Annotated in this window: 21 protein-coding genes; 1 reads left to right on the top strand and 20 read right to left on the bottom strand. The window is 43.5% G+C overall.

Annotation, left to right across the window (positions count from 1 at the left end; all coding sequences use genetic code 11):
- Positions 1-160 precede the first annotated feature (160 nt).
- The 12 genes from ACY8D0_RS27755 to ACY8D0_RS27700 form a co-directional block, all read right to left on the bottom strand.
- The gene (locus ACY8D0_RS27755) at positions 161-1618 is read right to left on the bottom strand and encodes a 4-hydroxyphenylacetate 3-hydroxylase family protein (protein ID WP_462413700.1); all 1458 of its coding nucleotides are present in this window, start codon (positions 1616-1618) and stop codon (positions 161-163) included.
- 57 nt (positions 1619-1675) lie between these two features.
- On the bottom strand, positions 1676-3094 hold the full coding sequence (gene lpdA / locus ACY8D0_RS27750) for a dihydrolipoyl dehydrogenase (protein ID WP_462413699.1): 1419 nt from the start codon (positions 3092-3094) through the stop codon (positions 1676-1678).
- A 34-nt stretch (positions 3095-3128) separates the two neighbouring features.
- Positions 3129-5111 carry a sigma-54-dependent Fis family transcriptional regulator gene (locus tag ACY8D0_RS27745; RefSeq protein WP_462413698.1) on the bottom strand — a complete coding sequence of 661 codons (1983 nt, stop codon included), beginning with the start codon at positions 5109-5111 and terminating at the stop codon, positions 3129-3131.
- 108 nt (positions 5112-5219) lie between these two features.
- Positions 5220-5990, bottom strand: a complete 771-nt coding sequence (locus ACY8D0_RS27740) for an SDR family NAD(P)-dependent oxidoreductase (RefSeq protein WP_462413697.1) — start codon at positions 5988-5990, stop codon at positions 5220-5222.
- Between the two features lie 22 nt (positions 5991-6012).
- Positions 6013-7188, bottom strand: a complete 1176-nt coding sequence (locus ACY8D0_RS27735) for a dihydrolipoamide acetyltransferase family protein (protein ID WP_462413696.1) — start codon at positions 7186-7188, stop codon at positions 6013-6015.
- A gap of 122 nt (positions 7189-7310) precedes the next feature.
- Positions 7311-8306, bottom strand: a complete 996-nt coding sequence (locus tag ACY8D0_RS27730) for an alpha-ketoacid dehydrogenase subunit beta (RefSeq protein WP_462413695.1) — start codon at positions 8304-8306, stop codon at positions 7311-7313.
- Between the two features lie 15 nt (positions 8307-8321).
- Complete coding sequence (locus ACY8D0_RS27725) at positions 8322-9326, bottom strand: thiamine pyrophosphate-dependent dehydrogenase E1 component subunit alpha (protein ID WP_462413694.1); 1005 nt, start codon at positions 9324-9326, stop codon at positions 8322-8324.
- A gap of 101 nt (positions 9327-9427) precedes the next feature.
- Positions 9428-10069, bottom strand: coding sequence for an MBL fold metallo-hydrolase (locus ACY8D0_RS27720; RefSeq protein ID WP_462413693.1), 642 nt, complete (start codon positions 10067-10069; stop codon positions 9428-9430).
- A gap of 374 nt (positions 10070-10443) precedes the next feature.
- A complete protein-coding gene (locus ACY8D0_RS27715) occupies positions 10444-11799 on the bottom strand; it encodes an MFS transporter (RefSeq protein WP_462413692.1) in 1356 nt (451 codons plus the stop codon).
- Between the two features lie 96 nt (positions 11800-11895).
- Positions 11896-12639 (bottom strand): SDR family oxidoreductase, encoded by a 744-nt coding sequence (locus ACY8D0_RS27710; protein ID WP_462413691.1) that lies wholly within the window; start codon positions 12637-12639, stop codon positions 11896-11898.
- Positions 12640-12734: 95 nt separating this feature from the next.
- Positions 12735-13790: a zinc-dependent alcohol dehydrogenase gene (locus tag ACY8D0_RS27705; RefSeq protein WP_462413690.1), complete on the bottom strand. Its 1056-nt coding sequence runs from the start codon at positions 13788-13790 to the stop codon at positions 12735-12737.
- A 258-nt stretch (positions 13791-14048) separates the two neighbouring features.
- Positions 14049-14810, bottom strand: a complete 762-nt coding sequence (locus ACY8D0_RS27700) for an SDR family NAD(P)-dependent oxidoreductase (RefSeq protein WP_462413689.1) — start codon at positions 14808-14810, stop codon at positions 14049-14051.
- Positions 14811-15089: 279 nt separating this feature from the next.
- On the opposite strand from ACY8D0_RS27700, the gene ACY8D0_RS27695 reads away from it, so the two are divergent.
- Entirely contained in the window at positions 15090-15851 is a 762-nt protein-coding gene (locus ACY8D0_RS27695) for an SDR family NAD(P)-dependent oxidoreductase (RefSeq protein ID WP_462413688.1), read from the top strand.
- Positions 15852-15942: 91 nt separating this feature from the next.
- Here the strand turns inward: ACY8D0_RS27695 and ACY8D0_RS27690 are convergent, their stop codons facing one another.
- The 8 genes from ACY8D0_RS27690 to ACY8D0_RS27655 all read right to left on the bottom strand — a co-directional run bounded on the left by ACY8D0_RS27690 (position 15943) and on the right by ACY8D0_RS27655 (position 26229).
- Positions 15943-16443: a carbonic anhydrase gene (locus tag ACY8D0_RS27690; RefSeq protein ID WP_462413687.1), complete on the bottom strand. Its 501-nt coding sequence runs from the start codon at positions 16441-16443 to the stop codon at positions 15943-15945.
- A gap of 84 nt (positions 16444-16527) precedes the next feature.
- Positions 16528-16893 (bottom strand): Na-translocating system protein MpsC family protein, encoded by a 366-nt coding sequence (locus ACY8D0_RS27685; RefSeq protein WP_462413686.1) that lies wholly within the window; start codon positions 16891-16893, stop codon positions 16528-16530.
- A 93-nt stretch (positions 16894-16986) separates the two neighbouring features.
- Positions 16987-19596, bottom strand: a complete 2610-nt coding sequence (locus ACY8D0_RS27680; protein ID WP_462413685.1) for a DUF2309 domain-containing protein — start codon at positions 19594-19596, stop codon at positions 16987-16989.
- Positions 19581-21122, bottom strand: coding sequence for an NADH dehydrogenase subunit 5 (locus ACY8D0_RS27675; protein ID WP_462413684.1), 1542 nt, complete (start codon positions 21120-21122; stop codon positions 19581-19583). Before ACY8D0_RS27675 ends, ACY8D0_RS27680 begins: the two co-directional genes overlap by 16 nt.
- A gap of 636 nt (positions 21123-21758) precedes the next feature.
- Positions 21759-22550, bottom strand: coding sequence for a 3-oxoacyl-ACP reductase FabG (gene fabG, locus ACY8D0_RS27670; RefSeq protein ID WP_462413683.1), 792 nt, complete (start codon positions 22548-22550; stop codon positions 21759-21761).
- A 38-nt stretch (positions 22551-22588) separates the two neighbouring features.
- On the bottom strand, positions 22589-23989 hold the full coding sequence (locus ACY8D0_RS27665; RefSeq protein ID WP_462413682.1) for a phenylacetate--CoA ligase family protein: 1401 nt from the start codon (positions 23987-23989) through the stop codon (positions 22589-22591).
- A 99-nt stretch (positions 23990-24088) separates the two neighbouring features.
- Entirely contained in the window at positions 24089-24481 is a 393-nt protein-coding gene (locus ACY8D0_RS27660; protein WP_462413681.1) for a cobalamin B12-binding domain-containing protein, read from the bottom strand.
- Between the two features lie 41 nt (positions 24482-24522).
- A complete protein-coding gene (locus ACY8D0_RS27655) occupies positions 24523-26229 on the bottom strand; it encodes an acyl-CoA mutase large subunit family protein (RefSeq protein WP_462413680.1) in 1707 nt (568 codons plus the stop codon).
- Positions 26230-26232: the final 3 nt, after the last annotated feature.

Below are 26232 nucleotides of genomic sequence, written 5' to 3'. Positions count from 1 at the left end.
GGACAGCCCCTTTTTTGTGTATTGGTTGTAATTGTTAATGTTTCCCCACGTTATCGGAACTACTTATGATGTGTATCGAGTTCTTTTTTGTGTATTTGATAAAATGATAAATTAATATATTTTAGTAAAATGCCCAGGGTTGCTGCATTTTCGGGCTTTTCTATTGGATAACTTCACTAATTTTCTCGGTATCTTTGACAATTTCTTCTGCCAATTTCATTTTTTCTCCCCAATTAATCGAACGTTGAATCACTACCTTTTGGGCCTGCGGCGATCCCGCTCCATGCATACATTCGATAATCGGTGTGGAACCGGTCATATTTTCCACAAGACGTCCCATTTTAATTCTTTGTATCGGATCGGCTCCTTCCCCAGTACTATAGTATTTATGAATAAAAGGAGCAATTCTCGGGTTATCAAGTTCTTTTTCAGAAGGCATCGTGGCCACGAATCCACCGGCGATATCTTGGGACAGTTTTGTCACTTCTGGATAATAGCGGGCCGTATTTAATTTGGAGGTGTTGGCAAGGACTGGATCGACAAACGCGGTACCACATCCATTTTTGGAACAGTTAAAGGAGCAAGCAAGGGCACCACTGTACATGGTTTCTACCAAATGCGCCATTTCCGATAATTTTTCTTTCACATGACTTGCCTTGGAAATACCATGCATGTCGGAAAGGGAAGCGGTTGCCCCAATTAACACATCAAGGTTTCCGGCTTTGCAAGCACCATAGTTTTGCCTATGGTACGAGGCGAATCGGTCCACCAGCTTTCCTGTATACTGTGTTTCCTTATACATAAATACCCGTTCCCATGGAACAAAAACATCTTCAAAGATAATCAGTGCCTCTCCGCCTACTACTCCGTATTTTGCATTTCCCTGATCGATTTTCCCTTCCCATTTTCGGCTGTCATTGACTTGTCTCCCAAAAACGTAAATCACACCTTTTTCATCTGCCGGGACGGCAAACGAAATAGCATAATCCTCATCTTTTGGGGACATGGCGGTACCCGGCATCACCAAAATTTGATGGGAATTGATGGCACCTGTTTGATGCATTTTGGCCCCACGAACCACAATTCCATCTTTTCTTTCTTCTACTACTCTTACATATAAATCAGGATCATGTTGTTCTGATGGCCGCTTTGAACGGTCACCTTTTGGGTCTGTCATAGCTCCATCTGTCATATAGTCGTTATTTTGGGTATCGATTAAAAATCGCTTAAACCTTTCATGATAGTCCGTACCAAGATCCCTGTCCATCTCCCACGTGGTGGAGTAAAGAGTTATTAGACCATCCATTCCGACACATCGTTGAAAACAGGTCCCTGTAATTTGCCCTGCCGTGCGAAGCATTATCACTTTTTTTACAAGATCCTCTTGATTTTGCGGAATATGTGTCCAACGATTAATCTTGTTTCCTGTCAGATGTGAAACTGCAGATCCAAGTTCCTGATAGTTTTCGTCTGTTCCTAACCGATACGTAACAGATGCGGCGTTGATATGGGGCCGCATGGCCGGATGATCCACGACATTTTCGACGCGCTCACCCATAAAATAAACTTCCTTCTTCTGTTTTCGTAGACTTTCAATATATTGTTCCGGTGTCATCATAAACATTTCCTCCTCTATTCTTTCCACATACTCGCATTTCACTTCGAGAATCATAGACTATATATGGATTGGAACACCTTCTGAGGCTAGCACGGTTTCTCCAAAAACTTCACTTAAAGTGGGATGAGGATGGATAGTATAAGCTAATTCCAGTTGGGTGGCTTGTAAAAATTTCGCCAGCCCGGCTTCCGAAATTAACTCCGTTACATTGGGACCAACCATATGTACGCCTAATAATCGATTCGAGTCCCTATCAAATAGAACCTTGGCAAATCCATCGGTATCACCCTGCACAAGTGCTTTGCCAATAGCCTTAAAAGGAAATTTTCCTACTTTAATAGAAAACCCCTTCGCTAAGGCTTCGTCCTCGGTTAGCCCGACACTGGAAATTTGCGGGTGGCTATAAATACATTTGGGCACAGAACTGTAATCCAGTGGGTGTGGCTCTTTGCCTGTCAAATGTTCCACTGCCAAAATCCCTTCATGAGAAGCAACATGTGCCAGCTGCAAACCGCCAATTACATCTCCAATTGCATAGATGCGGGGGTCGGAGGTTTGATAGAAATCATTGGTTTCGATGAATCCATTTTTTATTGTAATCACTGTATTTTCTAATCCAATTTGATCCGTATTTGCTTTCCGTCCAATGGAAAGGAGAACCTTTTCCGCTGACAAAAGCTTTTGATTTCCATTAAACTCTATCACCATCTCGACTAGGTTGCCATCGACGACGGGATCAGGCTGCAATTTCGCATTGGTGAAAAATTTGATGCCCTTTTTCCGCAATAATCGTTGTGCTTCTTTCGAAATCTCCTTATCTTCTAAAGGCAAAATTCGATCCATTGCTTCTACGACAGTCACATGAACACCAAAATCCGCGAACAAGGAGGCCCATTCAATCCCAATCACTCCGCCGCCGACAATCACGACGGATGACGGAAGCGTCTCTAGTTCCAGCGCATGATCAGAATAAAGAATCCCCTCGCCGTCCGCTTCCAGGCCCGGCAAACTTCTCGGGCTTGCGCCTGTCGCGATTATGACATGTTTCGCCGTAACTTCCCTGACCTCGCCATTATTTGAATAAACATTCATCACAATGGCCGTGTCAGTTTGTGGGTTAGAATGAACGATTTTCCCTATTCCCTGTAAAACGTCAATTTTCCCTTTTTGCATTAAATATTGAACTCCACGATATAGTTGTTCAACAATTAATTTCTTCCGTTCCTGGATCTTTTGAAAATCAAAACTTATATGATCGGCCAAAATCCCATATTCCTCCAAGTCTTTGGTTTGGGCGTAAATTTCAGCACTTCTTAACAATGATTTACTAGGGATGCAGCCGCGGTGAAGACAAGTGCCGCCAAGTTTTTCTTTCTCTATGATGGCCACTCGCAACCCCAACTGAGAAGCGCGGATGGCTGCAACATATCCCCCTGTGCCTCCACCGAGGATGATGACATCATAATGGAACTCCACTTTTGATCAGCCCCTTTCGTTTGAACAAACATAGTCAACTCGACCTGATATAGTCCTTCACATTTAATTGATATTCACTGGCCCACCGGTATAAGGTGCTGGCCGATATTCCTAGCTTTTTGGCTGCTTGAGACACGCTTCCACTATTCTTTAATGTAAAAATTAAAGTGTCTTTTCTGGTTTCACTTGCCAAAGATTGATATAAATTCATTTCATCACTTTCCATTTGTACGGCATTGCGCATATAAGCCGGAATATGCTCCTCGGTAACCTCCGAGTCTTCGCAAAAAATCTCGATTTGCTCCATCACATTTTTGAATTCCCGCAGATTTCCGGGCCAATCGTATTCTAAAAAGCATTTAAGAACACTGTTGCTTACCTTTTTGGAAGGAAGAAAATGCCGAATAAACAATTCCATATCTTGTTTCCGCTTTTTCAATGGCGGTATTTGAATCGAAATAACGTTTAACCGATAAAACAAATCAAGGCGGAACTTATTTTCCTTCACTAATTGAAACAAATCCTGATTGGTTGCGGCAATAATCCGGACATCAATAGGCTTTGATAGATGGGACCCAACTGGGGTTACTTCTTTTTCCTCCAAAACCCTTAACAAATGAGCTTGCAGTTCCAGCGGCATATCCCCTATTTCATCAAGAAAAATCGTACCCCCATTCGCAGCTTCAAATTTCCCCTTTCTTCCTCCCCTTGCGGCATTTGTGAAAGCACCCTCCGCATAACCAAACAATTCGCTTGCAATGAGGTCTTTTGGAATGGCAGCACAATTAAGGGCGAGAAATGGTTCGTTCCGTCTGACGCTTTCATTATGGATGGCCTGAGCAAAAAGTTCCTTTCCCGTTCCGCTTTCTCCAGTAATTAGGATACTTTTATCGGTACTGGACGCTTTTTCGGCCAGTTTAACCGCCTGTTTAAACAGAGGGGCCTCACCAATGAGTGATAAGAAAGTGTATTTGGCCTTCAGTTTATTGATTTCCTTGTCTACCTTCTTTTTCAAAATGATAATGCTGCCAATATGTTCTTCCCCATCATCAATTCTCCGGATGGTAAAAATCAGCTTATGCTTTTGATCATGGGGCATGCAAATTTCATCCTGAAAAATTACTTCAGTGCCTTCGATGGTTTCTGATAGGTATCTGGATAAAGGCTGTAAATGATCGATGTCGCTAAGCCTGTATTTTCCAACGTCCAATAACGGTATTTTTAATAGGTGCGTCGCCATCTTATTGGCCTGAATAATTTCCCCAAAGCGATTGACAATGAGAATACCGTCTGAAATGGAATCAAGTGCCGCACTGAAGTAGTTGTTCATTATATATTTTTCTTTGATGATTCCTTGCTGCTCAATCAATTTCGCAATGGTGTCTGCCGCCGTTTTCACGAGTCCTAGAGAATGGGGATTAGCTGTTCGGACGTATCCTATTAACGTAATGACCCCAATCATTTCGTTCGTAAAGGGGTCGATAATCGGAGCGCTTGAACAATGGGAACTATGCCAAATGGTACAGTAATGTTCAGCGCCAATGATTTGGATCGCTTTTCCTGTGGCCAAAGCTGTCCCAATTGCGTTTGTCCCGATGGACTCTTCACTCATGTCAGCCCCAACTGTGAAGTTGATGGAAGCTGCATTCATGGCGATTTCACTGTCGCCACATAAATCAAGGACAATTCCATCCTTATTTGCAAAAGCGATTAAACAGTCAGTCCCTTTCACCATGTCAAATAAATCATCCATAAACGGACGAATCAGCGTCAAAATATTCTTGTTTTCCTGTTGAATTTTCTTTAATGTCGTCAGGTCGCAAACCGCAGCTTGGTTTGCAATCGGATTCGCATGGTATTTTTGTGACCGCTTCCACGAGCTTAAAATAACAGGACGAATTCCTCCAATCTCTTTCTTCCTTATGAAGTAATTCGTCCACATATTTTTTAATGTTTTTTCAGCCTGGGACGCTTTAATGTTTCGAAAACTGTCATTCAATGTGTAAAAATGATCCAATTCCCCTCACATCCCGATCAATGATTTCCACTTACTACCATTCGACAGTCCCCGAAAAAAATCCCCCCGGAATGATTTTAAAATTACATAACAGTTTTTGGTTGGATATTACAGTGCATAAACTCCGCCATCAACAGGCATAATGAGCCCGGTTACGTAGCTCGATTCATCCGAGGCAAGGAAGAGGGCTGCATTAGCAATTTCCTCCGGTTTCCCTACTCTCCTTAGCGGGCATCCTTCCGCGAATTTTTCGGCAAATTCAGGGACACTTAAAACTTCCGCAATCATAGGCGTGTCAATCGCTCCAGGACAGATGCAATTGACGCGGATATTGTATTTTCCGTAATCAACCGCCATTACCCTGGTTAAAGCGACAACTCCCCCTTTGGCCGCGGTGTAGGCATCCGCTCCCGTTACACCGGCAATTCCATTTAGGGAGGCGTTATTGATGATGCTTCCGCCATTTTGCTGGATCATGATCGGCAAAACATGTTTGGACAACAAATAAGTACCGTTTAAATTGATCCCCAGAATGGAGTTCCAATCCGTTTGCGGGGTTTCAATCAAGGAAGCCATTTTATACTTGGAATGGGCTGAATACCCGATGCCGGCATTGTTGAAAACCACATCGATTTTCCCAAAGCGATTCATCACTTCCTCTACAAGTGCGACAATATTTTCTTCATTGGATACATCGGTTTTGATGAATAGGGCTTGCTTACCGTCATCCAATATTTCCTTTTCCACTTGTCTTCCATTCTCTTCGTTCCATTCGGCAATGACGACAGCTGCTCCTTCTCTGGCAAATATTTTAGCAGCCGCCCTGCCTTGGCCGCTTCCTGCTCCGGTGATAATGGCAACCTTATCTCTTAATCTCATAAACGATTCCTCCCGCCATTTATTAGGACAACAAATCTGAGACTTCTAGCCTTTCCAGTGCATTTTTCACATCATTCGTAAATTGGGCTCCGGTAACACCATCTATAAACCGATGATCATAGCTAATCGAAAGGGTCATAATCGGGGCAACGACGATGTCGCCTGCTTCATTGACAACAGGAGTCTTTTTGATGGCTCCGGCAAAGACCAACGAGGATTGCGGCGGATTAATGATGGGCGTGCCATTTTCAATTCCGAGGCTGCCTAGGTTAGAGACCGTAATCGTACCGTTTGCAAAATCATCAACGGTTAATCTGTTATTTTCAGCCTTCTCGGCCAAGCTGCGAATCTCTTGGGAAATTTCAAATACCGACTTGGTTTCGACGTTTTTTACGACTGGGACCACCAAGCCATTTTTGCTGTTAACAGCAACTGAAATATTGATTTCTTTATAGACAATAATTTGGTGATCCTCAAAGCGGCTATTGACCAGCTCATTTTTGTTTAAAGCATTTCCAACCGCTTTAATCAAAATGTCATTGATGGAAACATTGCCAAGTTCTTTCTTAACTTGAAGGGCGTTTTCCATATTGACAGAAATCATTTGGGTAAATTGTGGAATGTTTCTCCAACTGTTTAGCATGTTCTCGGCCATGGCCTTTTTCACATTATTTAATGGAATTCTTTCTTTTACCCTATCGGAATCTGAGTTTGCGGTTCCAAAGTTGCGAATGTCATCTTCCGTAATGATTCCATCTTTGCCGGTTCCCACGACATTCTCAATGGCTACTCCGAGTTCCTTGGCGAGTTTTCTGGCTCTTGGTGAAATTTTTCCGGCATTCCTTCCGCTAGCACCTGCTGCTTCTCTTGCTTCCGCTTTCATTTCCACTTTCACAGCAGCAGCCGCCATTTCAGCCTTTGCTGTTTCGTCCTGAAGATAGCGGGATAAATCAATTTCCTCGTTTTCGTCAGCAACCACGGCAATAACCGTATTGACCGGCACTTCTTTCCCAGCCGGTACTACGATTTTCTTCAAGACTCCGGACTCTTGGGCCTCAATTTCCAGTGTTGACTTCTCTGTTTCCAAAACAAATAGTAAATCGCCTTTTTCGACAGAATTTCCTTCTTCCACTAGCCATTCGGACACTGTTCCGTTTTGCATCGTGACACCAAGACGGGGCATTTTAATTTCTATCATGTTTTCATTCACACTCCTATGATAAGTCAGAAAATAATGTATAAGTGCATACTATAGGAAACTATTATTTAACGGTGTTCCTACACTTTTAAAAGGGAGGGAACACCGTCTCTTATTTGGTTTTAGTATTCCATTAATTCTTTCACTGCTTCGATAATTTGCTCTTCACTAGGCCGGTAGAATTGCTCCAAATAAATGCTTTGCGCGATTGGCACATCAGGGCTTCCAATCCGTTTGATTGGGGCTTGAAGGTCAAACAGGGCTTGTTCGGAAATTTGTGCAGCAATTTCTGCACCGCAGCCACCCGTTTTTGGTTCTTCATGAACAATCAGGACCCGGCCCGTTTTGCGGACAGATTCTAAAATCGTTTCCATATCCAGCGGAGCGAGGGTACGAGGGTCGACAACCTCTGCCTCTACACCAAGCTTTGCCAATTTCTCCGCTGCCTCCAATGAGGTTTGAACCTGAAGGGCCGTTGCAATGATGGTCACATCTTTGCCTTCCCGTTTCACATCCGCCTTGCCTAACGGAATTAAATATTCTTCCTCCGGCACTTCTCCCTTCACAGCGTATAGCAGCTTATGTTCAAAGAATAAGACGGCATTATTGTCGCGGATCGCTGTTTTCAACATTCCCTTGGCATCATACGGGGTGGAAGGAATAGCGATTTTTACTCCCGGCGCATGCATAAACAAGGCTTGAGGGCTTTGGGAGTGCTCCGGGCCGGCTCCACCCGCGATACCGACAGGCAGCCTTAGTGTAACGGGAACCTCCATTTGGCCGCCGTGCATAAAACGCCATTTTCCCAGTTTGTTAAATACTTCATCAAAGGCGATACCAACAAAATCGCCAAATTGCAATTCAGGAATGGGGCGCAGTCCGGTAATCGCCATCCCCAGCGCGGCCCCGACAATGGTGGTTTCGGCAATCGGGGTATCGAAAACCCGTTTGCCTCCGAATTTTTCATATAACCCTCGGGTAATCGCATTGATACCGCCAAATTTACCTACATCTTCACCGAACAAAACCGTTGTTTCATCCCGTTCCATTTCCTCATGTAGAGCTTCCACAATGGCTTCACGCATGGTAATCGTTTTTACTTTTACAGATGTACTCATAGTGACCCCTCCTCCTTAGGCAAATAATCCTTCATAAATTCTTTCAGGGCTTGGAAGCGGTGCTTCTTCCGCTTTTTTAATGGCTTCCAGGATTTCTTGGTCAAGCTGTTCTTCCACGTTTAAAATCTCATTTTCCGTGCAAATCTCGTTTTCAAGTAATAGTTTTTTGAAATTCTTGATTGGGTCTTTATGTTCTTTCCAATATTTCAACACGTCTTGATCGACATAATCATAAGTGTCCCCTTCAAAATGGCCGCGGTGACGGAAAGTTTTGGCCTCGATAAAGGTCGGGCCTTCACCGCGTTTAGCCCTTTCCACCGCTTCCTTCACACATTCATGCATCAATAACACGTCATTTCCTTCAACCACACAGTTTGGAATACCATAGCCCCATGCCCAGTCGGCAATATGTTCCCTTACAGAATGAGTTTCTTCTAAGGTGGAAGAAATGGCATAACCGTTGTTTTCACAAATATAAACAATTGGCAATTTGTAAAGCCCCGCCCAGTTTAAAGATCCATGCAGCGGTTCCCTGGACGCCGCTCCATCTCCAAAGAAAACAAGGGTGACACGGTCGGTATTTTGGATTTTGGCAGAATACGCTGATCCAACGGCAATATTAAATTGGGAGCCGATTGTTCCGCATTGTCCCAATACCCCACGTGATGGGTCGGCACTATGTACAATCCCCGCACCCAGTCCCCGGGTTGTTCCTTCCACAGTTCCCAAAAAGTCGCCATAAATTTTGGAAAGCGGCACGCCTTTCGCAATCTTTTGATTACAGCCGCGATGATTATAATAAATATAATCTTCATCCCGAAGAGTATTGGTAATCGCACCGACAGAAACGCTTTCAGAGCCGATTCCAGAATGGTAGAAACCGGAAACCTTTCCTTCCATCATTAACCGGATCAAATTTTCATCAAATTTCCTGATTTTCACCATTTCACGAAAGTACCCAATTAACTCTTCCTTGCTATAATTCTGTAAATCAATGTCTTTTTGATAGATTTCAGCCACTTCTATTCACTCCTTCATACAATTAATAAAAATCTTATTTAAGAATGCTTTAATTTAAGACGCACCGAACTGTGGAAACACCCCCTTTCAAGTTCTTGTTTTTAAATAACGTGTCTGATATGTGGCAGAACAGGGTGACTTTTCTCAAATCCAATCGTTGACTTGCCTCCATGCCCTGGATAAATGACAATATCATTTGCCAGGCAAAACAGCTTTTTGGCAATAGATGTTTTCAGCAGTTCACGATTGCCATATGGGAGATTGGATGGTCCTGCTGCTCCTGCCAGCAATGTATCTCCAGTAAACAAATATTTATCGTTAAAGAGATAACAGACACTTCCTGGAGTGTGACCAGGTGTATGGATAGCTTTAATAGAAAAAGATGGACAACGGATAGTCTCACCGCCATGAAGTAAAATGTCGGGCCACTTACAGACAATTGGTGAATTTGTCTTATTGGATTGGTTTAAATTTGGATTCATCAGCCAATCTGCTTCCGAGCCATGGACAACGACAGAAGCATCTGTAAATTCCTTCAGTATGTTTAAACCGGCGATATGGTCATAATGGCTGTGTGTTAAAAGAATATATTCAATTTTCTTGGTACCGATAAATTCCATCATTTCATGGGGATTTTCACCCGGATCGATAACAATGCAGAAGGTATCTTCCTGATCTGATATGACATAACTGTTTGTTTGCAGCTTTCCTAAAGGAAAACGGTGTATGATGAACGATTCCATGAGAAGATCCCTCCCCTAACGAGCATTTCATGTAAACGCTTTAAAAAATGTTTAATACATTTTCTATATTAAATAGATGCAAGTTTCGTGCCAAAAAATAAAATCACTTATCTATCGCATTTACTGCAAATTGGGTATGATATTTTTCTCATTTCTGGGAATTTTGACTCTAAATTTATTATTCTTGAGAAAAACAAAAATTCCTTTTACTGACAATATAATTGGTTCTTTACACCCACTAGCATTTAGGAAAAGTATAATAAGAATTGGCAATAGAAAAAGTGACCCCACTCCACCCAGGGTCACTCTTTAAAGAAGTTGCCTGACAATGAGTGTATAAGGATTCCTATTAATAGATTGTATTTTTATTATGTTTAGATTATCGTAGGTGCAGGCTTCTCTTCCTGGTTAGAAACATGATTTGAAGCGCCTTTATTAGTTGAGGCATTCAAACTTATTTCCTTCGATAAATAAACCAATACAATGGTGGCTAAAAAGACGCATCCACCAATAATCCAGACCTTATCCGTGGTATCAGGTCCCTGAACCGTGGTGTCAATCCATTTACCGCTCATATTCACAAGGATATAGCCGACTGCTACCTGTAAAGCCGCGGATAAACCATTAAGCGTACCTGAATATTGCGGTTTTGCTATCCCCGCCCAATAGGCATTGACCGTTCCCCAAAAAAATGGATTACAGAAAAACCCGAACCCGGAAATCAGGATGACCCATACGATATAATTTGGATTGAACAAGGCTGCGGCTAAAAAGGCCAAACCACTTACTAATGGGCCAAAGGCCAAAGCCGGGCGGCATTTTCCGCCGAAAAATTTATTGATAATCGGTCCGTTGACAAAGCCCAATGTAAATGGGATAAATGATACAAAGAATAGCATCAGCGAAGCGGTAGCCGGCGTTACTTTAAACTCATTTAATAGCGTATATGAACCCCAAGTACCAACCAGCCAAGTCGGTGTTGTTCCTAAACCGGTGGCAATGGCCATTGTCCAAATAGTTCGCTGTTTAAACAAATCTCTTAAATGGGACCATTGGAATTTTTCAGCTTCTTGTTGTTCAGCGGAAGGCAGGTCTGAATAAATATAAGCTAACTCTTCTTTCGAGATGCCTTTGAAATCTTCAGGACGGTCAGTCGTTTTAAAAAGAAGGAAGAAAATCAAAGGAACAGCTAATACGGAAACAATAATGAACACCTTTTCCCAGCCGATAGCCTGAGCAAGAGGCAGTCCGACAAGAGCTCCAATTGACCCGGAAAGTGTCGTAAAACTCATCCAAATGGCAGCGTACTTCGCTCTTTCCCTGCCCGGCAGCCACATGGCCATCATTTTATTGCATGGTGCCCATAAAAAGCCGAAAAATATACCAAAAACTAGGTTTCGAATGTACAACGTTGTATAGGAGTCGACGAATGCCATCGATGCACTCAACACCGATACCCCGGCTAGACAAAGGAACAGCATCTTTTTAGCGCCAATCCTGTCTGACAATATGCCAGCAATAAATAAAACAGGAAAATAGCCTAATAGGTATGCCGCAGATGCCGATCCGATTTGTTCCGGAGTCAATTTAAGCGATCCGCTCCATAGCGGAGTCAAGATGGAAAATACGCTTTCATCCATCCAAACGACAAAGTTAATCACAAACACAATGGCTAAAACAGTAAACCTTTTTTTCGTCATACCCTGTCCAACTGCCGCAACATGATTCATACACTTGCACCTCCATCAAATTTGGGGTGAACCTATAAAATTCTGGCTTCACTTAATCAGGACCGAAAAGCGGAACTTTTTGAAAACGTATTCTATTTATAGCAACCCCCGTCCCCCATCAATCGGGATGACTCTGCCTTGGATCATCTGAGCACCTGGACTTGCCAAAAAAGCAATGACTTGAGTCACGTCCTCAAATTGAAGCCCACGCCCACTAGGGTTGATGCTGCTCTCATATTCCAGGTACTCATCCAGTTTTTCTTTTTCCGAGAAAAGTTGACTTAGTGCCTCGGTACCTAATGTACCCGGAGATATCACATTAATCCGGATCCCCTTTGGAGCCAGTTCAAGGACAAGATAACGAACGATGGCTTCGGTAAAGGCCTTAGTTGACCCCATCGCGGCATAGTGAGGTCCCACATGGTCGGAACCACGACTAGAAAGGGCAATAATGGATGATCCATAATGCAGCAAGTCAATGGCTTCGCGAACGGTTTCAATCAGTGAAAGATTGCTAACCGCAATCGCCCGGTGCCACTGTTCCCAGGGAAGGGATAACCCCTCTCCTGGGATAATGGCCACAGCACAATGGACAATCAAGTCCACTCTATTCGTCTTGCGTTTGATTTGTGAGAGCATCTCTTTAATCGCCAACGGGTCGCCGACATCCGCCTTGATGAGGTGCGCTTCCGCTCCTCTATCCGTAATTTCCGAAGCTATAGCTAATGCCGCCTCATCATCATGGGCGTAATTCACAAATATCTGATTTCCTTCTGAGCTAAATTGCAAGGCGGTAGCTCTTCCGATTCCTTTACTTCCCCCTAGGATTAATACATTCATCACAAAACTCCTTCATGTAGTTTCTTCCATAGGCAATGGAACCCATGCACATCACCCGGTTAAGGATGGTGCGTAAAATGGATGCTTAAACCAATTTAAAATTCAATCATGACTTTAACGGATTCATGCGGCCTCATCTGGGTTTCAAAAGCTTCTTTTGCGTGATCGATTGGGAACACATGGGTGATTAAATGTTTGGTTTGCACTTTTTGACTCGTTAATAACTCGATGGACCGATGGAAGTCACCACCCAAAACTCCGAGAATTTTCGGTGCCTTATGGACGATTTTGGTCGTGTCGAGCTGTGCTTTCTTTTCAGGAAGACCGACAAATGCAATGACACCGCCGCTTCGGACCAGCTCAAAGCTATCTTCCACCGCCGAAGGCGCACCGGATGCTTCCACCACAATATCCGTCATTGCCCCCTCGTTAAAATGGTAGGGACCAACCCCATAAAATTCTTTTATTCTATTTAAAACATTTTCTCGAGCGGCATTAATGACGACATCGGCTCCTGATGATTTGGCCATTTCCAATCTGATTTCCGATACTTCACTGACAGCCACCTGGCCCACTTCATAGGATTTAAAAACTTGCATGCACGCGTTGCCAATGAGCCCTGCACCGAGAACAACTACCTTATCCCCTTTCTGGGGCTGACATTGGTCCACTGTGTACACAGCCACTGAAACCGGCTCAATGGTCGCCGCCGTAAAAGAATCAAGATGGTCCGGAATTTTGTGAAAACTGATACCGTTTATGGCATTTTGAATCACCACATACTCGGCAAATGCTCCCTGGAGTCCGTAGCCGGTAGACGCCTTAAATACATTGGGACACAGCATAAATTCGCCTCTTTTACACCAAAAACAGGTGCCGCATACCCCTGAATGAAATCCTGTTCCCCTTTCTCCCACTTCGATCTCTTTTACCATGTCACCAACCTTTACGACTTCACCTGAAAATTCGTGCCCCATGATTTGACCTTTTTCAATATATAATCCCGAACCATAACTGTGGACATCTGAACCGCAAATCCCGCAAGCATTGACCTTGAGCAAAATATCATTTGGCCCGACTTCGGGTATATCGACGTTTTCCACCCGAATATCCCTTGGACCATAATAAACAGCTGCTTTCATTGTTCCCATTAAAAAAACACCCCTTCAATTAAAATAATAACCACTCAGTCTTCTGTTGGGATTCTATGGTAATTTGACCACCCCCTTTTTAGTAAGCGTTTTCATTTAGAGGAAACTGACTAAGCACTTCGTTATACATTCTGCAACTTTCGTGCCAAGGTCAACATGGTTGAATGAATGGGGTTTTTGAGGTAGAAAGTAATCTTTCCCTTTTCTTTTTTAGGAATTTTCCCAGCTGATTTTCTCACTATTGAAAAAAATTCCCCTCTATTGCGCTAACCAGCCTCCATCGACGAAAATGGTTTGGCCCGTGATAAAACTACCGGCGTCTGAAGCGAGCAGCAGGATCGCTCCTGTAATCTCTTCTGGAAGCCCTAATCTTTTTAAAGGTGTTTTGCTAATGATCTTATTTCGTACTTTTTCATTGCTCAGCTCTTCTTGATTCATTTCAGTCTCGATATAGGCAGGTCCAATGGCGTTTACATGGATCCCATATCTGGCCCACTCCAGCGCCAAAGATTTGGTCAAATTCACAACAGCAGCTTTACTCGCAGTATAGGGACTGATCCCAACGTCCCCTACTGCTCCGACTACAGAGGAAACATTAATAATTTTTCCGCCGCCCTGTTGTTTCATGATTTTACCCACAGCTTGGGAGCAGAAGAATAAGGATTTCACATTTACATTCATCACCTTGTCCCATTCTTCTTCTGTCACGTCAAAGGCAAAGTTGGTAGTGGATACCCCGGCATTGTTGACAAGAATATCAATTCTTCCAAATGATTCTTGGACATGTTTGACAAATTGTTCGATTGAGTTTACCTTGGACAGATCCACACTAAAATCCATGGCTTTCCTTCCTAAGTTTTTTATTTCCCGGACAACCTCCTCATTTCTTTTTTCGTCTCTTCCCACTATCACCAAATCAGCACCAGCCTCGGCCAACGCTATGGCAATTGACCTGCCCAATCCCCTATTTCCACCTGTAACAATGGCTGTTTTATTTTTTAAACTGAAAGCTTCGATCATTTGCAATCACTCCTGTGTCATTTTATAAAAGTATCTTTGCAATTTTTGTGCCAAATGGAAATTGGGCCATTTCTCTTTTTTTGATTGGGTTTCATTCTGTTGGCTTTACTAATTTTAAGAATTTACTAATCTGGTTTATACGAAATGGGAGAAAAGCGGCCCTTAATGGTTGTGTTTGAATTACAGTTCAAAAGAAAAATAATAGATGACTAATTTTTCCTTTTTTGCTAGAATGAAAGCGGTATCAAATATTAAAAATTTTAAAAAGGGGGAATTTTCATGGGTCGTTTATCAGGTAAAGTAGCTATTATTACAGGTGCGGCAAGCGGTCAGGGAGCTTCTGAAGCTCGTTTATTTGCAACGGAGGGCGCAAAAGTAGTAGCAACAGACATCCAAATCGAGTTATTGGAAAAAGTGGTGAAGGACATTCAGGAAAACGGCGGAGAGGCTATTGCGGTTCAACACGATGTGACGAATCAAGAACAATGGCAAGAAGTAGTGAATAAAGCGGTCTCTACATATGGCAAACTGGACGTTCTTGTCAATAACGCAGGCATTGGCGGCGCCGCTGGCTTTGCTTTAATAGATGATGTGGATTTAGCCGGGTGGAATAAATTTATGACCGTAAATGCGACAAGCCAATTCTTAGGAATTAAATCCGTGATTCCGGAATTACGAAAAAATGGCGGTGGCTCCATTGTGAACATTTCTTCCATGGCAGGTCTTGTCGGCGGTGCTGCCGGTATTCATTATACTGCATCAAAAGGTGCCATTCGTTTATTAACCAAGGATGCTGCGGTTGAATTAGGTCCGGATCGTATTCGGGTAAATTCTGTTCACCCTGGTTTTATTGATACACCAATGGTATCGGTTGTGACAGAAGACCAGGATTTAACCAAAGCAGCATTGCAAGGGATACCACTAGGCCGTGTCGCACAACCTGAAGAAGTGGCAAAGTTAGTCCTATTTTTAGCTTCTGATGATGCAAGTTATATTACAGGTGCTGAAATTGCGATTGATGGCGGTGCTACCGCGAAATAATGGAAAAAAAATGCCCGGTATCATCCGACAGATGGTTGGTACCGGGCACTCTTTTGTCTAATTTTCAGCCTTCTTTTTTACATGCTCAAAACTATACCTGCACTAGATTTTCAGTTTTTGATTGAACTTCGTCCTCCAGCACAATTTCTGTAACCACTACATGGGAAGGCATCAACGGATGGTTTCGAATGACTTCTGCACGATTTTGCCTCCTGTTAGCCGAGGCTTCGTAACCCTCCAGCCATTCCCTTAGGCTGCCATTTTGGTATTCTGGCGTGCAATTTTTAAACAGATAATCCAATGTTTGGATCTTCTCATGTAATTCTTTATTAGCATATATTTTCTTTAGAGCCTCTCTTGTGTTCTTTCGATCGGCATTTGGAACAGCAACGACTATTTCTTCGACATTTTCCCAATAAACCCCGAGGATGATATCCCGCATGATTTCACCGAAGGGTTCAATAACTGGTCCATAAGTTTGCATGACTAAGATATGCTTCGGGTGGAGAGGACTCATCTCTTTCATGATTCTTTCCGGGCTTTGCTCCATTCCTATCACAAGCAGCACTTTTTTGTTTTCATCTATATTCATTACGTTCACTCCATTTTTGAATTGAATTTAACTTCTAATTCTTTTCAATTGGACTTTACTTTCAAAATGGGAAACCCCCATTTTTTATGATAGTTTTTTCTCCAAATCTCCTGAAAGTTTAAAGACCATGACTCTTTCCCCGGTCTGGGTGCTGATATCGGTATGAAAACTGATGACTTCCTGAGCTGTAATTGAAAATATAATATCCTTTAATTCTTCTAGACCTGTTTCTACCAGGCTGTTTCGTGTCTTTTTTATCGATAACATTCCATCTTTTTCCCTGCATAACGCATATTCAGCAGGGGTCAAGATTCGATTCAATGTCACAATCACCATATCCCGTAAAATATCGGTCTTAACAGAAATAGAACCGCGGCCCAGATAATTTTTCTCCCATTGAGTTAATGCTTTACTAATTTCAGCTTCAAGACTGCCTTTTGACTTCTCCATATGACTTGATCCCTTCTCGACTATAGAATGGCTATATTACTTTATAACCAAAAATCGTACCGACAATAAAAATATTTTTTCCTTAGAGCGGCATTACGACCAGCTTTTCCAGTTCCCTTCCGGATCAATGGACGCAAGCCGTAGCCAACCGTTTTGAACTTTTTGTTGAAAGACCAGGTCCTGTTTCAACAACCGTTCCACATATTCCGCTGGTGCTTGGATGACCACCAGCAGCCTGATTGGTGCATGATATATCGTTTCATCTGATTGCATCACCGACTGCCATGCTAGTCCAGATAATAAATCACTGGCGTTCCCCTGCATCACACCCACTCCCGCTGTCACGGTCTGGGTTGCTTTATTTCCGCTTCCATAATAATGAGGAGCAACGGTTGATGCGTAATATTGCAGGTTGATCCATTGACAAACCGTAGCCGGTCCCGCAATGATACCGGCAAGCAAAGAACCGTTTTTATCCTTTTTCCAGTTATAGTTATGAAGGAAAACTCTTCCCTCCAGGTCGCATTCCTCGGTCAAGCTTCGTTCCCCGATGACAAACGCCGCATTGCCTGCTAATCCCCATTCCGGACGGATTTCACTCCAATCCTCGGAGAGTCGCTGGGCTTCCGCTTTCGGGTTTTTGAGATTGACTTTGAGAGTCGGCATTTTCGAAAGCCGCACCGCATTAGCCTCCTCACTCACCTTTGGCAAAACCTCTTGAACGCGGTTGTATGCTTCTTTTGCTGGATCCGACAGCTTTGGCAGATATACCCAATGCAATTCATCTAGTGTCGTAATATGCTCTGCCGCCGCAAATACGGTATCTTCCGGAATATAAATTCCCCTTGCCTCGAGGGCTTGCCGTACATGGGGAAGGTTGCACAATTCAGCCAGCACCCGCGCATTAAAAGCACTTGAGGCCCCGCCGCATGCCCCGCAATCGAGCGAAGCCGCATAGGGATTATTGTTGCTGTGACTTCCATGTCCGCAAATCACCACGAATGGAGCAAAATAATCTGTGAGCCCCATCATTTTTAAACCCTGTTCGGCAAAATGCACTTTCTCTTCCTCTGTAAAACCGACCGGCAGCTCCGTTTTAGAGTCCTCCGTACGGTCAAGCGTTAGTTCCACATCAGGTTGCTTAAGCCATGTATCCAGCAATTTCCTGAAAGTGCGTCCTGCACTCCTTGGTACAAAAGTGCGGGCCAACGTTTGCATACTAAGCCACGGGCCGCTTACCTCAGGCAGCAACATGCTGGCAAGCAGGTTATGTTTCATTGTTTTGAATGTACCGCCAAGTGAATGGACTGCCTGCTGCCGCTCGTGAAATGTCTGGTTTTGAGAACCGGACAAGTATTCATTTACCTTGAATTGCGGTTTGGACATGACCGGCAGGGAAGGATGTGTATGATTGTGATCGAGCTTGCAGGTTTCAATCGGCAAGCCGAAAAATCCGGCTGCCCCAAACGTTTCAAAACCAGCTGTTTGTTCCAATTTGCGGCGGAAAGGCTCTGACCGCACATCGATGCAAAAAACAAATTGGGCCAAGGATGGTGCCTTTTCTCCAGAAACCAACTGCTGCTTCAAGACGATTTGTTCCATTAATTGTTTTTCATATGTTTTTTCCCATGCTTCCAGCCAAAGTCTGTTGCGAGTCATCTGATCAAACTGCGAAGCCAGGTTCAAACGTGCTTTTTGTTCCGCTGCAGGCATTTGATACCATGCATTAATCGGTAGATTCCCCCAATGGAGCCAGGCAGCAATGAACGATTCCAGGGGCACGTCCTCTTCCCTTCCTTGATAAGGCAAAGGGAGATAAGGCTTTAACAATACCAACTCCATGGAAATTCTAACTGCCAAGTACTCAGTGACTAATGAGCTTTCCTTGATTTGCTGCTGCGAGCGCCATAGCATCATTCCCGCCCATCCCGGCAAGGCAAGCAAATGGGCTTCAAGATATTCTTGTGTCTCTGAATGGGAAATTCCTAATTGGAATAATGATTCCTCTAAGGCAATGTCTGCTTCATTAGGCAAATTCTTTATCTGTTTACGTATCTCTTGTGATAGTGCTGGGTCCAAGGAAGCCATTTTTCTCCATGACTGATAGAAACCAACTTCGCGATTTGGCATGGACCAAACAGCCTGGGATTCATCCAGGAACAATTTACACCACTTAATCATATGGCGATTGAGATCCTTTGACACCCAGTCGCCGCCTATCTGTTCGAAACGCTGGCTAAGGGGTTTCACGGAATGTCTTGCCTTTAAATGGAACTTCATTTTTTTGACCAATCGTTTCACTTCGGGAAGTGACGATAAATCAGAAGATGGCGGCTCCTGCATAAGTGCCGCGCGGCAAAACTGCTCCACTGCTGTACGCGGGAGTTCGAAAGACTGCTGCTTAAGCCATTGCTGCAGCCCTTCTTCTAAAAATTCCACTTCAATTTCGCCTTGATTCCATGCTGAATGCATAACAGAATTTTGGGGAAATAGCTCGATATCAGACATATCCTTGAAACGGCGTACTGTCTGTTCAAAGGATTGCCGTTCCAAACCGGCCCAAGGGCTGCGTGCCGCAAACTGGCTAATCGGGCCAAGCGGTGCGATGACCTCGCTAGCTGATTTTATTAAATCATGAATATCAAGACTAAAATCTTCAGGTACCTTTTCCCAACTTAATGTTCTGGCTAATGTCGGTGCCATCTGTATGCCCCCCTATAAGACAAGGATTTTGCCAAATATTTTGGATGACTTTCCACTAAAGTTTTGTGCGGCTCACCCAAATGGACAAGCCAAAGATAAATGACCGTAAATGCCGTTGATGATTGTTTGTGTGATAGCCATAACCCGAAGGCACTGCCACCCAACAAGATCAACAGAACCCAGATGATGGCAGGTGCAGGCGGCTGCGTGCCAGAGAAAATCGATTCATGTAACAGGCTGTCTAAGGCCGCATGAATGAATTTGAACATCAATACCGCTCCTGCAAGAAAAATAAATCCGGCCATTCGACCAGTCCTACCGTGTCCAAAAGCAACGAGTCCGGTCCAAGCAAAAATCACGGACCATCCTAAAATGAGCGTACTGATGATTTGATAACCATCGCCACCCGTTGCCAGCCAATAGCCAAAAGCGGTCAGGAGACCTAGAATCACTCCTACAATTACCCAAAAATAAGGGAATGGACGGTCCTTGAAAGAATGAGTCTCCCTATGCTGGACGGCCGACCCTGCTTGCAGGAATAGGCTTGCTTTGAACAGTCCATGTAAGATTGCATGAAGAATGGCGGCTAGATAGGCGCCTAATGCACACTGAATAAGCATGAATCCCATTTGCGCAATGGTGGACCCTACCAACTGCCGTTTATAGTCGACATGCACGAGCATGATACCTGTCCCAAGCAAAATGGAAAAGCCAGACAAAACGAGCAGAATCATCTGTGCTGAATATCCGTTAAAAAGCGGTGCGAAGCGAGTAAACATCAGGCCGCCGGCATTGACAATACCGGCATGCATAACAGCTGAAACAGGCGTTGGCGCCACTACCGAGTCCAGCAGCCAACGTTGAAACGGAAACTGTGCTGCCGGAATCATCATCGCCACTATTAACAGGACGCTGAAAGCGGTTCTCTCCCACGAAGCTAGTTGTGTAAGATTATCAAGTATGTGTGACAGCTGCCAGTGTCCTGTTTGTTGGGTAATCCAAGTTACAGCCAGCAGCAGAATCAGCCAGCTGAGTGAAAATAACCGGCCCGCATAGTCGGCTGCGTTTCTAGCCACTTGCCATTCCTTATTTAACCGGATAAGCAATGTAAGTCCTAAAAGGGTCACTCCCCAGCAGACCAACAGAAGGCGAAGATCGTTACTGAGCCAGGCAAGCGTGTCCGCAAACGTAGTGAGTGTCAGCAAAGTAAAATATTTTCGGTAATAACGATCCCCAAATAAATAACGAATAGAATAGCGCTGCACGATCAATCCTATGGTTAAGACAAAAAAGGCCAGGAGCCACGAGAGGGAGTCAAAACGCCAAGGACCCACCATCACAGTTTCATGGCTTGAAAGAAGCCCCCACAAAGCGACGATGGGAGTCAAGGCAATTAAGCCAATGTGAAAACGAACAAAATGTAAAGGAACCTTTTCCCATAGCAGCAAAATGGCGCCCACCATAGATACGGCAAGAACAATAAAAAATACACTTGGTAATGAAATGAACTCAAGAAAATGGGACATTCTATCTCTCTCCCCCATAGATTTTATTACTAGAAATCTTTTTATTTTTAGCTCTGCTAAATTGGGTTGCTGCTTTCCACTCCAGTCGCTCGCTTCCGCATTAAACAACATAGTTAAAAAATATCAACATGATCATTTAACAAAGCCTTATTTTAAAAACAAAAAAACCGGCAACTCTAAAGATAATGGTCATGTTATAACCATTACACTTTGAAGATTGCCGGTTTACTTTTAACGGCCCAATTGGGCTTTTAAATAGTCTACCTTTATGGTATTTAGTTCGATATAGTAGATTCCTATTTTCTATAGAATCCCTTTTTCATAACAGTCAATAAGTGATTATTAACAGTATGCTAAAAGTTACTATAGTGATAGAAATGGTTTAGTATTATTAACACGTAGTAAATGGTACTATTTATGAAACTTACTGTCAAGTAACTTACATCGGATATTGAAACAGTAATTTTTTTGTCCATGAGATCAACAATATCTTGTTAAATCAAAAGCTTTAGTCGTTAATTAAGCGGGAAAATGACAGTCAAACTAGATTAATAGTATTTTCTTTTACTTGTCAGAAAAAGGCACAACAAGCAATCTTACGCTCGTTGTGCCTTTTCCCGGATTAAAGTCCTAAAGTTAAACCACTAAACCACCATCTACACTCAGTACAGTACCATTAATATAATTAGCATCTTCGGAGGCTAAAAATAAATAAGCGGCTGCAATATCCTCCGGTTTTCCAAGCTTCCGTAGAGGGGTCTTGGATTCCATCATGTCGAGAACCTTTTGTGGTACTTTGGCTGTCATATCCGTCACGACAAAACCGGGTGCCACGGCATTGACACGGATCCCCTTTGGACCGAGCTCTTTTGCCCAGCTTTTGGTCAGCCCAATAACGCCTGCTTTAGTAGCCGCATAGTTGGTTTGGCCAACATTTCCATAAAGGCCAACAACAGAGGAGGCATTTAGAATCACCCCTGAGCCTTGCTCCATCATGAAAGGAACAACTTCCTTTGTACATTTAAATACACCTGTTAAGTTGACGGAAAGCACTTTTTCCCAAGCATCCTCGTCCATTTTGGTGAGAAAACCATCAATCGTAATGCCGGCATTATTCACCAAAATATCAACTTTCCCGTAAGTATCAATGGTCTGCTCAACCAATTGTTTTATTTGCTCTGTATCCGTCACATTAGCCTGAATAAAGAGAATATGTCCTTCCTTGCCAAGTTCCTGTTCTGCTGCCTTTCCAGCCTCGGAATTATAATCGGAGATAACGACTTTTGCCCCTTCTTGTAAAAATTTCTTGGCCGTCTCTTTTCCGATCCCGTTTGCTCCACCCGTAATAATGGCTACTTTTCCATCTAGTTTCACCTGGATACCTCCAATATGGGGCTGGACAGGATGGAGAGGAGATATTATGGTCATAAATCCCCTCCAAATTCCCAACCTGATTCCCCTATTTATTATTCTTTAAAATTGCGTTTATCGATAACCCGTTTTGCTTTGAACTGCGTCCTTTCCAAGGTACCGTTTGGAAGCAGTTCAATGTTGAATGTGACGCCAACTTCCCGCTTAAGCTCTTTAGAAATTTGATTGATAAGCTCCTCGTTCGTTCTGGTCCCCAATGATTCACATTGGATGGTGACCTCGTCCATGATATTTTCCCTGGTTACAATCAGGACAAACTCTTGTCCAAGACCGTCAATTCTGCGAACTACGTTCTCAATCAAACTGGCATATACATTGACACCGCGGACCGTTACCATATCATCAATCCGGCCATAGATGCCTTTGGGCAATCTTGGATACACACGGCCGCAAGCGCACGGCTCATCTGTCCATGTGGTTAAATCACCTGACCAATAACGGATTAATGGCTGCGACGTTCTTTCTAATGGGGTATATACGGGAACGCCTTCCCCTCCATATGGAACGAGTTTTTTCGTATGTGGATCGACCACTTCTGTATAAACGACATCCTGCCATAAATGAACCCCTTTTCGGTGTTCACATTCCGTATTGCTCATCCATGGCGTGACTTCCGCCATCGTACCGGAATCAATGCAGATCGCGCCAAATGTATCTTCAATTTTTTGTTTGGTCGATGGAACACCCGCACCAGGCTCTCCGGAGAAGAACAGAATTTTAAATTCGAAATCCTTGGGATCTACTCCCATTTCTTTTGCCTTTTCGGCTAAGTATAAGGCATAGGACGGTGTACCATAAAAGGCGGTTGGTTTTAGTTCCAAAAGCCATGACACCGCTTTTTCCGTTTGACCTGTCTGTCCGGCTCCGAACGGGAACGTTTTGGCCCCGAGCCGTTCTGCACCAATCAGGGCTCCCCAACTTCCAATATATAAGCTGAGCGGCGATGCAATAAACAACAAGTCGTTTGGCCGCAGTCCAAAACTCCACATGATTCGGGCATGCTGATGGGCAATCCGTTCCCAATCTTCTTTACCAAAGGAAAAGACGGTCGGTTTGCCGGTCGTTCCGGACGTTCCCTGTATACGGTGCACTTCCGAATAGGGAATGCAAACATTGGTGCCAAAAGGGGCGTTCTCCAACAAATCCTGCCTTACCTCATCCTTTGTCGTCACTGGTACCTGATCAAACTCTTTTAAACTTTTAATATCATCTGGATGGAAATCTACTTTTCCCCATTTCCTCTTGTAGAAGTCAGAATGTTCATAGGCATACTCCATGACTTTCTTTATTTTGAAAAATACCAATTCATCCAGTTCTTCCTTGGAGGCTGTTTCGATGTCTTTATACCAATACTTTTCATTCGAATCCGGAAGGTATTTCAGATCATACTTTGGAGGCCATTGTTGATATTGCTGCAAAAGTGACGTTTTTAACATGTATCCTGTTCTCCCTTTTCTAAAATTTTTTCCAGAAATACTAGGATGTATCAAATTTTTGGGAAAAGAAGTGGTGAGCGCTTCACCACTTCTAGCTTTTTACACAATTTCTTGCTTCACATTGGCACGGATAAAGGAAGCGATGCTGTCAATTCTTGTTTCGGGACCAAACACTTCAGCAATCCCAGCTTCTTTTAACAGCGGAATATCATCTTCCGGAATGACGCCGCCCATAATGATCAGCGAATCGACTCCTTTTTCCCGAGCAATTTTCACTACCTTTGGCCCTAAGGTTAAATGATTCCCGCCAAGGGTACTTAAGCCAATTACATCCGCGCCTTCCTGAATGGCGGCGTCCACGATTTGTTCCGGAAATTGATTTCCTAAATAAACAACCTCCATCCCCTCATCCCTCAGCATCCTTGAAACGACCAATGCACCACGCCAGTGTATATCTAAACCCAATTTCGCCATTACCACTTTAATTTGCATGAGAAGTCCTCCTTTTGATTTTCCGTTTTTTCACTAGGTGATTAAGCCAATGGGAATTGCCACAGTCCAAATTCTTCACGGAAAATTTCTTCGATTTCCCCTAGGGTGGCATATTCAAGAACGGCATCTTTTATATATGGCATAAGGTTGACATCTTCATGGCATTTTTGCCTTAATACGCTTAATGCACGGTCAACCTTTTCCTGATTTCTCTTTGCACGCAGTTTTTTCAGTTTTTCCTTCTGACGTCTTTCAGCATCCTGTGGGTATCTAAACACTTCCACTTTGGTTGTGCTTTGATCGGAAGGAAAATAATTCAAACCAACAATTTTATGTTTGCCGTTTTCGATATCCTTTTGCATCTCGTAGGCAAAGTTGGAGATTTCACGATGCAGCCAGCCCGACTCGACACATGCCACGAGGCCTCCTCTAGACTCAATATCGGAAATATAATCGCGAATCCGCTGAGCCATTTGCTGCGTTAAACTTTCCACAAAATAGGAACCAGCCAGTGGATCAACCGTATTGACCACATTCGTCTCTGTCTGAATAATTTGCTGGGTTCTGATGGAAATGAGAGCTGATTCCTCTGTCGGTGCGGAGTAAGCCTCATCATAAGAGTCAATATGCAAGGATTGCGCTCCGCCTAATACCGCTGCAAGGCCTTGAATCGCAGACCGGGCAACATTGTTTAACGGCTCCACTTTCGTTAAGGTAATGCCGGCAGTTTGCACATGGAAGCGCATGAGATGAGATTTCGGGTGCTTTGCATCAAACCGGTCCTTCATGACTTCATGATAAACAAGTCTAGAAGCACGGCATTTCGCAATTTCTTCAAAAAAGTCATTAAACAGATTCCAGAAAAAGGACAACCGCTTGGCAAAATCATCAATGTTATTTCCCCTTCTGATTAGTTCCTCAGAGGTAGCAATGGCATTCGCAATGGCACAGGCAACCTCTTGGACCGCAGTTGTACCGGCTTCGCGCAAGTTATAGCCATTGTAGCTAACCGGATTCCATCTAGGGAGGTTTTTACTTGCAAACTCAATGGCATCACATTGTAATCGGAAGGAGGCCTTTGGCGGTAGTACTTCCAAGGAACTTCCAATAGCTGTCTCCATTAAAAAGTCGTTTTGATTGGTACCTGATAACTTTTCTAATGGAATACCCTTTTTCTCCGCCATAGCAGCAAACATGGCCATGAGTACGACGGTGGTGCTTGGAAGATGGGTTACGATGTTACTCGAAATTTCATCGATTGGAATGCCTTCATATAAGGCTTCGATATCTTCAATGGAATCGATGGCGACACCGGCGGCTCCCACGTGGCCCTCGGCTTCCGGATCATCCGAATCATATCCCCTGATGGTTGGCAGGTCCAAGACAACACTCGTACCTGTCGCACCATTTTTTAATAGAAACTTGAAACGTTCATTGGTGTCCTCAGGGGTGCCGAATCCAGCAATTTGCCTGACTGTAAACAGCCGGCCACGGTACATATTCGGGTATACGCCGCGAACGTAAGGAGCTTCTCCTGAAAATCCAATATCCTCTAGATAATTGATATCCTTTATATCGTCCGGTGTGTAAAGCAGATTAATAGGAATCCCTGAATCGGAAAAGTATTGGCCTTCCCCATCTTTCCCTTTAACCGTATTTTCCTGCCAGCGCTTTTTTTGCTGCTCAATTTCTTGAACCGCATCTTGGTCAAAAAGTTTATTCTGGTTTACATCCGTTTTGTTAACCATAAT

The organism is Neobacillus camarae (assembly GCF_054950115.1).
The sequence above is the reverse complement of the archived record's forward strand: the minus strand, read 5'-3'. Positions and strand labels throughout refer to the sequence as shown.

Coding starts and splice junctions, on each gene's coding strand:
- ACY8D0_RS27695 (WP_462413688.1), top strand. CDS start 15,090: ATGGGTCGTTTATCAGGTAAAGTAGCTATTATTACAGGTGCGGCAAGC.
- ACY8D0_RS27730 (WP_462413695.1), bottom strand. CDS start 8,306: ATGAGTACATCTGTAAAAGTAAAAACGATTACCATGCGTGAAGCCATT.
- ACY8D0_RS27690 (WP_462413687.1), bottom strand. CDS start 16,443: ATGAATATAGATGAAAACAAAAAAGTGCTGCTTGTGATAGGAATGGAG.
- ACY8D0_RS27675 (WP_462413684.1), bottom strand. CDS start 21,122: ATGTCCCATTTTCTTGAGTTCATTTCATTACCAAGTGTATTTTTTATT.
- ACY8D0_RS27735 (WP_462413696.1), bottom strand. CDS start 7,188: ATGATAGAAATTAAAATGCCCCGTCTTGGTGTCACGATGCAAAACGGA.
- ACY8D0_RS27755 (WP_462413700.1), bottom strand. CDS start 1,618: ATGATGACACCGGAACAATATATTGAAAGTCTACGAAAACAGAAGAAG.
- ACY8D0_RS27680 (WP_462413685.1), bottom strand. CDS start 19,596: ATGGCACCGACATTAGCCAGAACATTAAGTTGGGAAAAGGTACCTGAA.
- ACY8D0_RS27700 (WP_462413689.1), bottom strand. CDS start 14,810: ATGATCGAAGCTTTCAGTTTAAAAAATAAAACAGCCATTGTTACAGGT.
- ACY8D0_RS27660 (WP_462413681.1), bottom strand. CDS start 24,481: ATGCAAATTAAAGTGGTAATGGCGAAATTGGGTTTAGATATACACTGG.
- ACY8D0_RS27665 (WP_462413682.1), bottom strand. CDS start 23,989: ATGTTAAAAACGTCACTTTTGCAGCAATATCAACAATGGCCTCCAAAG.
- fabG (WP_462413683.1), bottom strand. CDS start 22,550: ATGACCATAATATCTCCTCTCCATCCTGTCCAGCCCCATATTGGAGGT.
- ACY8D0_RS27710 (WP_462413691.1), bottom strand. CDS start 12,639: ATGAATGTATTAATCCTAGGGGGAAGTAAAGGAATCGGAAGAGCTACC.
- ACY8D0_RS27740 (WP_462413697.1), bottom strand. CDS start 5,990: ATGAGATTAAGAGATAAGGTTGCCATTATCACCGGAGCAGGAAGCGGC.
- ACY8D0_RS27715 (WP_462413692.1), bottom strand. CDS start 11,799: ATGAATCATGTTGCGGCAGTTGGACAGGGTATGACGAAAAAAAGGTTT.
- ACY8D0_RS27685 (WP_462413686.1), bottom strand. CDS start 16,893: ATGGAGAAGTCAAAAGGCAGTCTTGAAGCTGAAATTAGTAAAGCATTA.
- ACY8D0_RS27720 (WP_462413693.1), bottom strand. CDS start 10,069: ATGGAATCGTTCATCATACACCGTTTTCCTTTAGGAAAGCTGCAAACA.
- ACY8D0_RS27655 (WP_462413680.1), bottom strand. CDS start 26,229: ATGGTTAACAAAACGGATGTAAACCAGAATAAACTTTTTGACCAAGAT.
- ACY8D0_RS27705 (WP_462413690.1), bottom strand. CDS start 13,790: ATGGGAACAATGAAAGCAGCTGTTTATTATGGTCCAAGGGATATTCGG.